This window comes from Bordetella genomosp. 13 (assembly GCF_007679965.1).
Lineage (GTDB): Bacteria > Pseudomonadota > Gammaproteobacteria > Burkholderiales > Burkholderiaceae_B > Bordetella.
The window spans coordinates 302,630-315,588 of sequence record NZ_VEHL01000003.1 but is presented as its reverse complement, the minus strand read 5'-3'; the positions used below and the strand labels follow the sequence as shown (position 1 = coordinate 315,588).

Here is a 12,959-nt window from a genome sequence, read left to right as displayed (position 1 = left end):
CAGGCAGAGGCTTGTGGCGTGCTCGGACAAAAAAGGATGGAGGAGACAATCCATGAAACGAGTACTCGCAGCAATGTTGTGCATCATGGGCGCCATGAGCTTCACGCCGGCCCGGGCCGATTATCCGGACCGGGGCGTGAAGATCATCGTGCCGTTCCCGGCCGGGCAGACTACGGACGTGCTGGCCCGCATCATCGGCCAGCAACTCTCGGAATCCCTGGGCCAGGCGTTCTTCGTGGACAACCGCGGCGGCGCGGGCGGCATCATCGGCATGGAGGGCGCCAAGCGTTCCGAGGCCGATGGCTACACGCTGCTGATGGCGTCCAGCGGCCCGCTGGCCATCAACATGGGGCTGTACCGCAAGCTGCCCTATGACACGCTGAAGGACTTCACGGCCGTTTCCATGGTGGTCGTGGTGCCGCAGTTCCTGGTCACCAGGATGGACTTTCCGGCCAACAACCTGAAGGAACTGATCGAGTACGTGAAGAAGAATCCCGGCAAGCTCAACTACGGCTCGGGCGGCACGGGGCTGACCAACCACCTGACGATGGAGATGTTCAAGCGCCAGGCCGGCGTGAACCTCATGCACGTGCCCTATCGCGGTGCGGCGGCGGCACTGACCGGGCTGATGTCCGGCGACGTGTCGATGATGTTTGAGTCGGGTCCGGCCATCATGCCGCACGTGCAGAAAGGCGCGCTGAAGGTGTTCGCAGTGGGCAGCCGCCGCGGCTCGAAGGCCCTGCCGGACATCCCCACCGTGGACAAGGCCGGCGTGCCGGGCTTTGACGCGCAGACCTGGGCCGCCCTGCTGGTGCCCAAGGGCACGCCGGCGCCCGTGGTCGAGAAGCTCAACCAGGCCATGCAGGTGGCGCTGAAGAAGCCCGCCGTGCAGGAGCAGCTGGCCGCGCTGGGCGCCGAGGTGATGCTGAGCACGCCTGCAGAGACCGACGCCTACATCAAGGAAGAGATCACCCGCTGGGGCGACACGATCAAGGCGGCCAACGTGCAGCTGGAGTGACGCGCAGCCCGCGCGAACGACGGCGGCCGGGTTTTCCGGCCGCCCCGTACATCGAACATCGAACATCGAACATCGAGCAACGAGCAACGAGGAAACAAGCATGAAACTGGTGAGATTCGGCCCGGCAGGGCAGGAAAGGCCTGGCCTGATCGACGCGCAGGGCGTGCTGCGCGACCTGTCCGGCGTGATGCTGGAATTGGGCGCCGGGCAGCCGGGCGCCGGGCAACCGGGCGCCGGGCAACTGGGGCGCGACGCGCTCGCGGCGCTGGCCCGGCTGGACAGCGCCACCCTGCCCGCCGTGGACGGCAAGCCGCGCCTGGGCTGCCCCGTGGCCCACGTGGGCAAGCTGGTGGCCATCGGCCTGAACTACTACGACCATGCCGCCGAGGTCGGGGCGCCGGTGCCCAAGGAGCCGGTGATCTTCATGAAGGCGACTTCCTGCATCCAGGGTCCGGACGACGACGTCATGCTGCCCGAGGGCGCGCAGAAGTGCGATTGGGAAGTGGAACTGGGCATCGTCATCGGCGAACGCGCGCGCTACGTAGCCGAGGCAGACGCGCTGGACCACGTGGCAGGTTACTGCGTCGTCAACGACGTCAGCGAGCGCGAATACCAGATGGATCGCGGCGGCACCTGGGACAAGGGCAAGGGCTGCGATACCTTCGGTCCCATCGGCCCCTGGTTGGTGACGCGCGACGAGGTGCCCGACCCCCAGTCGCTGGACCTGTGGCTGGACGTCAACGGCCAGCGCATGCAGACGGGCAACACCCGCACCATGATCTTCGACGTGCGCACCATCGTCAGCTACGTCAGCCGCTTCATGACGCTGCTGCCCGGCGACGTCATCATCACCGGCACGCCGCCCGGCGTGGGCCTGGGCATGAAGCCGCCGGTGTTCCTGCGCGAGGGCGACGTCATGACGCTGGGCGTGCAGGGGCTGGGCGAACAGCGGCAGCGCGTGGTGCCGTTCGCGCGCTGAGCACGCGGCAGGGGCATGCGGGCGTCTTCGCCCGCGCGCAACGCCTCAGCGGCGCCGCCTTGCGCGGCGGCCGGACAGCACTCAGGCTGCCGCCGTTTCAGGCAGCTTGGCGATCACCTTGATCTCGAACTGGAACCCCGACAGCCAGGTCACGCCCACCGCCGTCGCGGTGGGATACGGCGCCTCGCCCCAATACTCCGCGACCACGGCCCAGGCGCGTTCGAAATGCCGGTCCGGATCCACCATGAACACCGTCACGTCGATCACATCGGCGAAGCTGAGCCCGGCCTCGGCCAGGATGGCGTTGAGATTCCTGAACGCCAGGCGCACCTGCTGGTCCAGGTCCGGCTCGGGCGTGCCATCGGGCCGGCTGCCGACCTGGCCCGACACGAACAACAGGCCATTGGCGCGGATGGCCGGGGAATAGCGGTGCAGGTCGTACAGGGCGTGGCGATCGGGCGGGAAGACGACGTCGCGGATGGTCATGAGGGCACTCCTTCAATACCGTTGTAGAAGCCCTCACTGTAGGATCGCGCCGGCCCCGGATAAACCAGCGGTTCGCAAAACCACTGTTTGCGTCTGCCAAACAATGCGCTGCTAACATGGGCCGGCCTGCTTCCGCACGTCTTGCCGCCTGGTCCCATCGGCCAGACAGCCCGATCACGAATCACGAGAAAGCCATGAGCGAAGCCACCATCCGCCCCGCCACCGCATCGGACCTGCCGGCCATCCAGTCCGTGGTCAACGACGCCTACAGCCGCTACATCCCCCGGATGGGCCGCCCCCCTGCTCCCATGAGCGCCGACTACGCCGACCTGGTCGCGCGCGGCGCCGCCTGGGTGCTGGTGCAGGACGGCGGCGTGGCCGGCCTCATCGTGTTGCGCGCGAACGAAGACGGGCTGCTGGTCAGCAACGTCGCCGTGTCGAGCGCCCACCAGGGCCGCGGCCTCGGCCGCAGGCTGCTGGACCACGCCGAAGCCCATGCACGGCAGAACGGCATCGACGAACTGCGCCTGTACACCCACGTGCTGATGCACGAGAACGTGGCGATCTACACCAGGCTGGGCTGGCAGGAGTACGACCGCGCCGAGCAGGACGGCTTCAACCGGATATTCATGCGCAAGCGATTGCCGCCGGCTGCGACGGCATAGGGGCCCACGATGAACCCGCCGATCCAGCTGCCCGCGCCGGACGTGTTGAAGACCCGCTCGAAAGCCCTGGCCGCGCTCGACGCCATCCTGTGCCGGGAATGGGACCTGCGCTACTTCAGCCACAACGCCCATTGGGCGCCAGGCCAGGAAATGAGCTCGATGCGCGACGGGGAAGGCGACGACTATTTCCTGATCTACGCGCCCTACGGCACCGCCATCAAGGGTTGCGCTTCCGACAGCAGCATCCAGGGCAGCGCGGCCTTCCTGGCAAGCGTGAAGACGCAGATTCCCGCGAATTTCGCCGAATTCATGGCCGAGCCGGCGTTCTCCCTGGACGAAGCCTCGTTCGTGCTGTGGTTCGACGAATCGCAGGCGCAATGGCAGGCAGCTTCGCCGCCCGCGGATTTCGTTCCGGGCGACGATGGCGGCCAGGCGGACCTGCTGCAATGCCTACGCAACGGGCCGGACTTCTACCGCTCCTGGGCGCAGGCGTATTACGAGGTGCAAATCGATCCGGACCTGGTGGAACGCGTCTTCAACCACCAGCCCATTTCGCTTGCATCCCTGGCGTCATCAGGCCTGTCCATCGACCAGGATCAGCTAGTCGAAGACCTGGAAGAGATCGGGTATCCCTACGAGAAGTAGGCGAAACGCTTGCCCGACACGTGCGGGCCGCTACGCGCACCCTTCCACGTAAGCCAGCACCGGCATCCTGCCCACGTGCATGAAGTTCACCTTGCCATCCTGCCCGATCTCGAAGCGCAGCGCGGATTCGCTATTGGCGGCGTTGGGCGCCGTCAGGTATTTGGCGGGCGCGCTTTCGTACTTGTGCGGCTCCTGGCGGAAGCTCGGGAACCACTGCTTCACTTCCTTCTCGGTGGCGCCCGTGCCGATGCCCTCGGCCAGCTTCACGTCCGAGCGCTTGCCCACCGTGATGCGCTGGACCTTGCCGTCGACCACCATGCCATACACGCCGGGGTAGGCGGGCGAGCTGACCGTGCGGCATTCGTTGCCCGTCTGCGCGCCGCGCTCGGCCCAGGACGTGCCCTTGGGCACGGGCTGGCCGATGCGCAGGTCGCCCAGGCCTTCCAGGGCGAGCACCTTGGCGGCGGCGGGCGTCGGCGTCGACGCCGGAGCCGTGCCGCCCGCGGGCGCCTCAGCCTGCGCGGCTCCGGGTTTGCCGGGCGGCTGCGTCACGCTGCCCTGGGTGCTCTTTCCCGAGGAGCCGGTGGCACCCTCTGTCTCTGACGGAGAACAAGCCGCCAAGGCGACGGCCAAAGCGACGGCGGGAATACACGCCGCCAGACGAAAACGAACAAGGGATGTCGTGCGATGCATAGGTACGGCTCCTGACCGGATGACACCCTGCATGGTAGCGGCCCGGCGCGCGAACCGTTGGACAAGCCAAGACAACTGGCAAGCAAATCTGAAACCGGCACCCTGGCCCGATGCATTGCGCCGGCACGCCCAGCCCTTGCCGGCGGCGGGACCCGGCATCACGGCGCGAACCGCATCCGGTACTCCCTGGGACTGTATCCGGTGATCCGCTTGAAACAACGCTCGAAGTGGCTCAGGTCGGCGAAACCCAGGCCAATCGCGACATCGGACACCCGGACCACACCGGCCTCGCACAGCAAATGCCTCGCGCGCAGCACCCTGATGTGCTGAAGCAGCGTCTTGAAATTGACGCCCAGATGCTGCCGGAACAACGCCGCCAGATGGGAGGCGCTCGTACATGCAACCGCGGCCAGGTCAGGCTGCGTCAGCGATTCGCTGTAATGCTGGGAAAGATGGCGCAGCGCGCGCACGAGCGCGCGCGGCAAAGCCATCTCGCCCTCGATTCCCGCGCACTGCTCGCCTTGCAGGACGTAGTGCGCCCACGACGAAGCCGTGCACGGCGTGCATGTTTCCACCAATTCGCTGCCTGCGGCAGGATGAACCGGGATGCCAGGACCGACGGAATGCTCATTCTTCGGCGGCGGCGTCTCGCGCAGCGTCGCCGGAGCCGATCGCGCGGCCGCGCTCAGCAGCGATTCGACCGCCGCGGGTGGCATCCGCGGAACGAGCGTGGGCACGCAATGTGCCAGATCCGCATACCGAACCGCGCGGTTCTGCACGGACAGCGCAAGCTGCGCGACCAGCCGAGTCAGCTCGAGCTGATTCTCCGGCCACACGTGGCGCTCCAGGTACTGCCAAACGTCATCGTCGCAATGCAACTCGATATCCTGGCCCACGCATTGGCACACATGGGAAAACAATGCACGGAAATCATCGATACGCGCACGCAACGGTGGCACGTGAAGTTCGACCAGGCTCAGCTCCGCCATCAGGGCACGCGGAAATTCCGGCGCGCACATCAACTGCTCCGCACGCAGCACGCCGGACGATACGAGCTGGCATGCATCTTCCCGCGGGGGGGAGCTGGCCCATTGGCCCAGCCGTGACTGCAGGTAGCCCGGCAACTCGCACAGCAAGGCAGGCGCCATGTCCTGGATGCCGTTGATGTACAGCGTCCCGCCTTTGGCCCGGGCAAACCATTCGGCAGGGGTTCCCTCGGGATGCGACCCGCGGATCTCGACAAAAGGCGCATCGAAGCCGCAACGCAACGCGTGCATCGCCCACGCGATCGAGCTGGGGTCCGTTCCGAACTCACCCGCGATGTACACCGGGAAATGACTGCGTACCGCGACCTCGAGACGCTCCGTGAAGCGCTGGATTGCATGCCCCGCGCCGATCCATAACGTTGATCGGGACATGGGCCCGAAACTGGCCGACTGGAAGAGGTACCGCAAGACCACCCAGCCCAGCCGCCGGACCAGTTCGCTCACGAAGGCCGGCAAGGTCGCGCCGGCCCCTGCCGACCAGAAGAATTTCAGCGTACCGAGCCGCCGCCCGGCAAAGCGCAGTTCCACTGTCTCGGGCGGACGGCAGGGGTCTGCGTCCGCCGGATCCGATGCCCCGCTTGCCGACCAGTACTGCGGCGACCATGCCGCCGATTGCGCATGTCCCCATCCATCGCCCCGCTCGATGGCCAGCACGATGTCGCGAACCTCCAGCCAGTCCTTCATGTTGCGCAGCAGTGCTGGAATCAACACGCCGATCTCACTGCCGTGCGCGAGCGAATCCTGCCAGACGGGCTCCGCGCCCGCCTGCGGGAATCGGTTTCGCAATCCTGCCATATCCGATACGGAAACAACCTGCCCTGGCTCGTTATCGCTAACCTGCATTTTCATCGTGTGCCCCGTAACACCGTCGAATAGCTGCGCAACGCAATCGAAGCTGCGTGCCGAAGTTGAAAGAACAGTACTGACCAGGTCAGTCGACCTTGCTTGGCTTCCGTGCAGGGAAGTCCCGTTCTTTTAATTTCGCCCGCTCCTCGAACGGGCCGACGGTCGGGCCCGCATGCAAGCGCGGTCCGGTCCGCATCGCCGCTGTCGCATGGCGGAACCTACGACGAAAACGTATTGCGAATCGGGCCCGGCCCCGGGCGATGTCTCTGGAATCCGCCCGATTGGTCCGCCCGATGCTCATGGGCACATGAGGTGAGGTACTTGGCGATGGCACGGCAATGCAGCACACGACGCCGGCGCCATGCGTCACGGCCGGGCAATCGCGATGGGTCGAGCAGGTCCATCCTGACTGGACGATGCTTACCCGTGCCAGGAAGGGTTAGTGCGCGCGCGCCACGATGTCCACGCGGCTCGCAGAGTCCGCCCGCTCAGGGCGGCGGCGCCTCGACTCAGCTGGCCGGGCCGCCGCCTGCATTCGGGGGCTTCGCCGCCCCAGTCTGTCCGGTATCGGCGGCCTTGGCGACGGCGGTGGCCGTACTCTGCATCGCTTGCTGCAGCGACTGCTCGGTCATCTTCACCGCCTCGGCCAGTTGCCGCTCGGTACCCTGGATCGCCTGCGCCATCGCCGCTTCGTATTGCCGGATGTTCGCATCGACCAGTTGCTGCACACCCGCGACGGCGGCCTGCGCCTGCTTCACCGCCGCGTCCACGACGGGGTACGGATCGGGAGCCGACCCCGGCGCCGGCACGGAGGGTGCCGCCACGTCGGGCGACGCGGGCACGGGTTGCGGTACCGACGCCCTGGAGGCCGCCGCGGAGGAAGGATAGTTTGGCATGGTGAATCCTCAATTCGTTGGGGTGAGCAGGCGGCGCCCGAACGCGAGGCCTCGCGTCAATGTCGACAGCGACGATGCCGGCCCGCTGGACGCGCCATTGACGGCGGATGGGCCGGCGCCGGCAAGACCGCTGGAAGACTGTCCTGGCACGCCGTCCGGCGTGTTGTCCGGCACGAAATCATCGAGCGAGATCACACCGTGCCTGTCCAGGCACAGCACCGCGCTCTGCGTGCCGCGACTCATCTGGTATGTGCAGGTACTGCCGTCCTGCCCCATGCGCGCGGTGACGTCGGCAATCGACGACAACAGGATCTGCGCGGCTGTCGTGTAGCGCCACAGCGCGGTTCTGGGGTCGGATTCTCCTTTCTTCGGATAGTCGGTGCGCTGAACCAGGCGCAGCGCGGCCAGCGACAGACGCGAAAAACCCAATTGGCGCGATTGCGCGTACCAGTCGCGCACGACTTTCATGACCGCCTCGGGCGTCGGCAATCCACGCAGCTGCGGGCACTCGAGACTGCCGAACAACGCCGGCAACGTCGCGTGCAGCAGTGCCTGCGCCTGGTCCGCAAGATCGCGGGCGGCGAGCACCAGATAGAAACGCATGTAGTCGACGAACTCCAGCGGCGTGCGCGCCTCTTCCACGGCGAAAGCGGCGGCTGCCAGGGTCTGCGGCGGCGTACTCGGCGGTTCCGCCGCATCTGTGCTCAGCGTGCTCGGCGCGCTGCGCATCAGCTCGATCAGTGCCCTGGCGTCGTCGATGGAGAGGCATTGGAACACTGGGCAGGCCCCTACGCCCAGCTGTTCGAGCCATGTCAGCAATGCCGCGATATCGGCGCGGCACACCAGGTTGTGCCTGGAAAGCACGTTCGCCAGCTGGTTGTCCAGGACCGGGTCCTGCTGGGCACGGCCCTGCGCTTCCACACTGGTCAAGGTCTGCAGATCGTTGCTGTCCATCGTCATCAGCTTGGCGGGACTGACCAGCAGTTCGGATACCGGCAGCAGGCAAAGCGGGTCGCCGTGCAGCCCCTGCTGCACGGTACACAGCATCTGTGTTTCGTCGGGCAGCCTGAAATGCTGCACCGGCGACTGGATCGCCCATTGCAGCCATTGCAATCCTCCGTCGATCAGGCTCAGGCAGGAGCGCGCGGAGGCGGAGATCCTGGAAGGCTGCTGGATCTGGCTGGCAGCAATATTCAACGTCATGGAAGATCTCCGTCGTCAATGATCAGCCCGCGGGAAACTCTTTGAGCAGCGCCGCCGCGGTACTGCTGATCTGGCCAAAATCGCTGGAGGCGGCGCTGGTCATCGACTGCGCCAGTTGCAGGACGGCGATGTACTTCGGATCGCCGGTCACGAGCAATTGCGCCATCGCGACACCCGCCGCGGTGGTTGCGATCGTCGAGACGTTGCGCAGCGCGTCGGCGGCGTCCTGGATGGCGATCGCGGACGATTGCGCGACCGCCTGATAGGCCTTGCCGGCACCGCTGGTCAGGACGACCTGCGGACTCATCGTCGCGAGCTGCACCTGGTTGATCACATCGACGATCTGCGGATTCACGTTCGTAATTCCACTCATGGAAACCTCCGTAGCTTGTACATGCGGCCGGTCTGCGGCGCGAAGACCCCAGCGGGGCCGGCGCGGGTTCCGGGTTCGTCAACCGGCGTCGCCGGAAGTAGGCGTTTGACTGCCGGGATCGGCACCGGGCTGTGACGCAGGGCTGCCCGGGGTGCCGGCCGCCGCTTGCGACGCGCCGCCCTGCAGCTGGCTCGACAGGTTCTTCAGGTCCTGCTGAGCCTGCGTCGCGGCCCCTTCGGCCAGTTGCGCCTCGGCCTGCAGGGCCGTCAGCGCAGCCTGCGCCTGCGCGTTCGCCACGGCGATGGCGGCGGCCGGATCCAGCGACGGCGGCGGCCCCGGCAGCGGCTCGACGACAGGCGGCGCGACGGCCGGCGGCGGCGGCGGCGCCTTGACGTCCAGCGGCACTCCCAGCATCTTCGCGCAGGCCGTCGTGACCGCCGCCGCGCTCATCATGCCAGCTCCCTGCTGCCGGTTGACCGCGTTGTACATCGCGATGCCCAGCGTCTCCAGCAAGACCGCATCGAGCATGCCGAACGCCTGCGCCGGCGCCTGCCCGGTCATTAGCGTGACGATGCTGGCATTGGCATCGATGACCTGACTGTTGACCGTACCGACCAAGTCGCTCATGTTGAATCCCATCCAATGAAGTTGATCTATGACTTAGACGGCGGCTTGGCGGCTGCCGTCAGTATCTTCGCGAGTACTATCGAAACCGCCGTTTCGCACACCACCTGCCCTCTCTGCTGGCTGGCCACGGCATTCGCCATGGCCAGCGCCAGGCTGTTGGCCATGGCGAGATCGCACATCGCCATGGCCGCCGAGGGCGCCAGCGCGATCTGCAAGCCGTCCACTTCGGCGCTCATGACGGCAGGATCACGCGCTGGCTCGGCTCAACGCCAGGTTGGGACCGTGGTCCGCACCCGGCGCGTTTCAGACCAGCCCGAGGATGCCCCGGGTCGCGACCCCCGTCGTCCCGGTCTCGATGCCGTACAGCGTGGACAGGCCCTGGGTCGTGCTGGCCTGCAGCGTCACGTACGACTGGTTCTGATTGTTGGTCGCGTTGTGCGCGGCGTTCGACAACGCCTGCCCGGTTGCGACGAACAGATTGCCCATCGCGACGGCCGGGGCGGCGCCCACGACCTCCGTATTGGCCTGCGTGATCGAGTCCGAGATCTGGCTGTTGACTGCGGTAGGAAAAGCCATGATGAGAGCTCCGTTTCAGAAAGGAAAAAGGCCGGCCGGATCAGGCGCCGAGTATCTTCGTGGTCGCGGCGCCGGAACTGCCGGTATTCAGCGAATACAGCAGCGAGACGCCCATGGTGGTGGCCGCCTGCGCAGTCACGTACATCTGCTGCTGCGCCATCGTCGCGTTGTGCGCGGCGTTGGCCAGTGCCTGGGCGGTAGCCTGGTAAAGATTGCCCATCGCCAGACTCGGGGCTACGCCCAACACCTGGACGTTGGACTGCGTGACCGAATCGGTGACCTGGTCGTTGACGGCGGTTGGGAAGGCCATGGTGGCGTCTCCTTCTACGCTTTATTCAGCGTCATCCGTTCAGGATCTTGGTCGTGGCGACACCGGTCGTGGCGGTGTCGATCGAATACAGCGTCGCCACGCCCATCGTGGTCGCCGTCTGCGACGTGACGTAGCTCTGCTGCTGGGCATTGGTCGCGTTGTGCGCGGCATTGGCCAGCGCCTGGGCCGTGGCCTGGAACAGGTTGCCCATCGCCACGGCGGGCGCGTCGCCCAGCACCTTGGTGTTGGCCTGGGTGATCGAGTCGGTGATTTGATCGTTTACAGCGGTCGGGAAAGCCATGTGGGAACTCCTTCGGTCAAGTAGGAAGAATCACGGACGCCAATGCGGCGCTTAACTGGCCAGAATCTGGGAGGTGGCGACACCGTCGGTTGCGGTATCGATCGAGTACAGCGTCGCGACGCCCATCGTCGTCGCCGCCTGCGAGGTCACGTAGCTCTGCTGCTGCGCGTTCGTGGCGTTGTGCGCGGCGTTCGCCAGCGCCTGCGCGGTCGCCTGGAACAGATTGCCCATCGCCATGGCGGGCGCGTCGCCCAGCACCTTGGTATTCGCCTGGGTCACCGAATCGGTGATCTGGCTGTTGACTGCGGTCGGAAAGGCCATGTCTTATCTCCTGGTTCGAATGAGCGAATGTTTACGGATAGGGATGGTTCAGGCCGGCCACCTTGGGGTACAGGATCTTGCTGGTGGCACTGCCGTCGCTTGCGGTGTCGAGCGAGTACAGCGTCGAGACGCCCATCGTGGTGGCGGACTGCGACGTCACATAGCTCTGCTGCTGCGCGTTGGTCGCGTTGTGCGCGGCGTTCGCCAGGGCCTGGGCGGTCGCCTGGTACAGATTGCCCATCGCCATGGCGGGCGCGTCGCCCAGCACCTTGGTATTGGCCTGCGTGACCGAATCGGTGATCTGGTCGTTCACTGCCGTGGGAAATGCCATTTACGGCTCCTTTGATAATCCAGTGGAATTCGCCGGTGAAAGCGAAGGATCGACACGACCCGAATGATTTCCGGCGATGTCTTGATGGCAAGTCTATAAAACGGTTTGCAAGCCGGCTTGAAGAAACCAATGGATACGGTGGCACACAATCACGAATAGCCGGGGCAAAATCCAGTGGAAATCTGGCAATACACGGCCAAATCTGTTCAATATGATGATTCCACGCGAAATTAATTATTCTTGGGGTGAAAATGAAAACCGCGCCGGGGTCGGCGCGGATTGGGTTTTCCAGGGCGGGATGCGGGCCATGCGATGCATGGGCTTTGGCTGTGGCTTCAGCTCGGGCGCAATCGCCCTTCGGGACGAATCAAAATCCACCGATTCGCGAAATTCGAATCCTTGCGATTATTCGCGGCGCTGCAGCGGAACGGCCGTCCAATGGCACTACCAAGTGTTTTGCGGGCCGACCGGACCTACATTGATGCGCGCCGCGATGGCTACCGGCTGGGCCATGCCCTGCCAGGGAGACCCGGGACTGGCATGAGTCTCGGAGTCGAAATCGTCGACATAGACGATGTTGATCTGCGGGTTGTACAGGGCGTCGTAGTAGCCGCCATCGCCCGACGAATTCTTCCACCGCTGCCGGTCGCTCAGGAAACCGATCAGCGCTGGATTGGCGTATTTCTTCGCGTAGGTGATCGGCTCCCTCGGCTGAGGCGTGAGCGTCCAGGACAGGACGTGCAACGTGCTTGCAACCCCGTTCGGCTCATCGGGGGTCCACAACCTGGAATCCAGGTCCGCGCCCCAGGGCTTCATCGTGTAGGGAAACGTCTCGCGCTTGGTCAACTTGGCGAATTGATCGGCGCGCATGCCGGGTCCCCGCAGGAACGTGTCGTCGACACGCTTCTTGTTGCTGTAGATATCGAATATGTAGATCGGATTGCCCTGCGGGGTGTATTTCGGGGAAACCGTGAAGAATCCCGGCGGGAGGACGCCCTTCCTGGCCAGATATCCGGTGATGTACGGCTGCCGATCCTCATCGAGCGCACCGTCGTAGACAATGGCCACTCGCGAGCCGGTGTTTCCGCTCTGGTCGGTCAACACAGTCTCGTACGGGTTATTAAACAGATCGATGCCGTTCTGGTTGAAATCCACCAGATACCTGCCAAGCGTCTCCTGGATAGTGGCGATCAGCTTCTCGTGCCTGGCGTCGTCGAATTTATAAAAGTGCGCCACATTGAGGATCACCAGTTCCCTGTCCGTGTCGGCAAGGCTGTCCATGAAGGCTTTGACCTGGGCAAGGATGCCCTCGTCGCCATCGATCCTGTCGCCGTAATAGAGCGGGCCGTGATACGTGTAGATCTGCTCGCCGTAGAAGCAGGGGCGGATATCGAAGTAGCGGATGCCGCCCGCCAATTGTCCGAGGACATTCTTCGTCTGGGTCAGCGACAGTACATTCAGGCTGAGCGTGTGGGTCGCGTAGCAACCCGAATCGTGCGTGCCCGGCATGCAGATCTGGCGCAGCGCACGAGTGGAGAACCCGTCCCGGTCGTCAACCGAGAGCTGTGGGTCGTAGTACAGGTCCGTCATCCAGGGCATGGTGCCTCCTTCCGATCAAGTAAGCGCGCGGTGGTCGTGAACCG

General features: G+C 65.2%; 18 protein-coding genes. 4 read left to right on the top strand and 14 right to left on the bottom strand.

The window, feature by feature from the left end:
- Positions 1–52: 52 nt before the first annotated feature.
- Both FS845_RS10135 and FS845_RS10130 read left to right on the top strand, forming a co-directional pair.
- Complete coding sequence (locus FS845_RS10135; RefSeq protein ID WP_144633847.1) at positions 53–1,018, top strand: Bug family tripartite tricarboxylate transporter substrate binding protein; 966 nt, start codon at positions 53–55, stop codon at positions 1,016–1,018.
- A gap of 100 nt (positions 1,019–1,118) precedes the next feature.
- The gene (locus tag FS845_RS10130; RefSeq protein ID WP_144633843.1) at positions 1,119–1,997 is read left to right on the top strand and encodes a fumarylacetoacetate hydrolase family protein; all 879 of its coding nucleotides are present in this window, start codon (positions 1,119–1,121) and stop codon (positions 1,995–1,997) included.
- A gap of 81 nt (positions 1,998–2,078) precedes the next feature.
- Here the strand turns inward: FS845_RS10130 and FS845_RS10125 are convergent, their stop codons facing one another.
- Positions 2,079–2,483 (bottom strand): RidA family protein, encoded by a 405-nt coding sequence (locus FS845_RS10125; RefSeq protein ID WP_144633840.1) that lies wholly within the window; start codon positions 2,481–2,483, stop codon positions 2,079–2,081.
- A gap of 194 nt (positions 2,484–2,677) precedes the next feature.
- Here FS845_RS10125 and FS845_RS10120 point away from each other — a divergent pair, with 194 nt between their 5' ends.
- Positions 2,678–3,148, top strand: coding sequence for a GNAT family N-acetyltransferase (locus FS845_RS10120; protein ID WP_144633836.1), 471 nt, complete (start codon positions 2,678–2,680; stop codon positions 3,146–3,148).
- A 9-nt stretch (positions 3,149–3,157) separates the two neighbouring features.
- On the top strand, positions 3,158–3,793 hold the full coding sequence (locus FS845_RS10115) for a hypothetical protein (protein WP_144633833.1): 636 nt from the start codon (positions 3,158–3,160) through the stop codon (positions 3,791–3,793).
- Positions 3,794–3,823: 30 nt separating this feature from the next.
- Here the strand turns inward: FS845_RS10115 and FS845_RS10110 are convergent, their stop codons facing one another.
- The 13 genes from FS845_RS10110 to FS845_RS10050 all read right to left on the bottom strand — a co-directional run bounded on the left by FS845_RS10110 (position 3,824) and on the right by FS845_RS10050 (position 12,915).
- Positions 3,824–4,345, bottom strand: a complete 522-nt coding sequence (locus FS845_RS10110) for a hypothetical protein (RefSeq protein ID WP_222129979.1) — start codon at positions 4,343–4,345, stop codon at positions 3,824–3,826.
- Between the two features lie 299 nt (positions 4,346–4,644).
- Positions 4,645–6,381, bottom strand: coding sequence for a helix-turn-helix domain-containing protein (locus FS845_RS10105; protein WP_144633827.1), 1,737 nt, complete (start codon positions 6,379–6,381; stop codon positions 4,645–4,647).
- 506 nt (positions 6,382–6,887) lie between these two features.
- Positions 6,888–7,274, bottom strand: coding sequence for a hypothetical protein (locus FS845_RS10100; protein WP_144633824.1), 387 nt, complete (start codon positions 7,272–7,274; stop codon positions 6,888–6,890).
- Positions 7,275–7,283: 9 nt separating this feature from the next.
- Entirely contained in the window at positions 7,284–8,477 is a 1,194-nt protein-coding gene (locus tag FS845_RS10095) for a hypothetical protein (RefSeq protein ID WP_260986230.1), read from the bottom strand.
- Between the two features lie 22 nt (positions 8,478–8,499).
- A complete protein-coding gene (locus FS845_RS10090; protein WP_260986229.1) occupies positions 8,500–8,832 on the bottom strand; it encodes a hypothetical protein in 333 nt (110 codons plus the stop codon).
- Between the two features lie 96 nt (positions 8,833–8,928).
- Positions 8,929–9,477, bottom strand: coding sequence for a RebB family R body protein (locus FS845_RS10085; RefSeq protein ID WP_186332225.1), 549 nt, complete (start codon positions 9,475–9,477; stop codon positions 8,929–8,931).
- A 26-nt stretch (positions 9,478–9,503) separates the two neighbouring features.
- Positions 9,504–9,713 (bottom strand): RebB family R body protein, encoded by a 210-nt coding sequence (locus FS845_RS10080; RefSeq protein WP_144633815.1) that lies wholly within the window; start codon positions 9,711–9,713, stop codon positions 9,504–9,506.
- 67 nt (positions 9,714–9,780) lie between these two features.
- Positions 9,781–10,053: a RebB family R body protein gene (locus FS845_RS10075; protein WP_144633812.1), complete on the bottom strand. Its 273-nt coding sequence runs from the start codon at positions 10,051–10,053 to the stop codon at positions 9,781–9,783.
- A 40-nt stretch (positions 10,054–10,093) separates the two neighbouring features.
- Positions 10,094–10,363, bottom strand: a complete 270-nt coding sequence (locus FS845_RS10070) for a RebB family R body protein (protein ID WP_144633809.1) — start codon at positions 10,361–10,363, stop codon at positions 10,094–10,096.
- Between the two features lie 31 nt (positions 10,364–10,394).
- On the bottom strand, positions 10,395–10,664 hold the full coding sequence (locus FS845_RS10065) for a RebB family R body protein (protein WP_144633806.1): 270 nt from the start codon (positions 10,662–10,664) through the stop codon (positions 10,395–10,397).
- Positions 10,665–10,715: 51 nt separating this feature from the next.
- Positions 10,716–10,985: a RebB family R body protein gene (locus tag FS845_RS10060; RefSeq protein ID WP_144633803.1), complete on the bottom strand. Its 270-nt coding sequence runs from the start codon at positions 10,983–10,985 to the stop codon at positions 10,716–10,718.
- A gap of 31 nt (positions 10,986–11,016) precedes the next feature.
- Positions 11,017–11,316, bottom strand: coding sequence for a RebB family R body protein (locus FS845_RS10055; protein WP_144633800.1), 300 nt, complete (start codon positions 11,314–11,316; stop codon positions 11,017–11,019).
- A 444-nt stretch (positions 11,317–11,760) separates the two neighbouring features.
- Positions 11,761–12,915, bottom strand: coding sequence for a hypothetical protein (locus tag FS845_RS10050; RefSeq protein WP_144633797.1), 1,155 nt, complete (start codon positions 12,913–12,915; stop codon positions 11,761–11,763).
- Between the last annotated feature and the right edge of the window lie 44 nt (positions 12,916–12,959).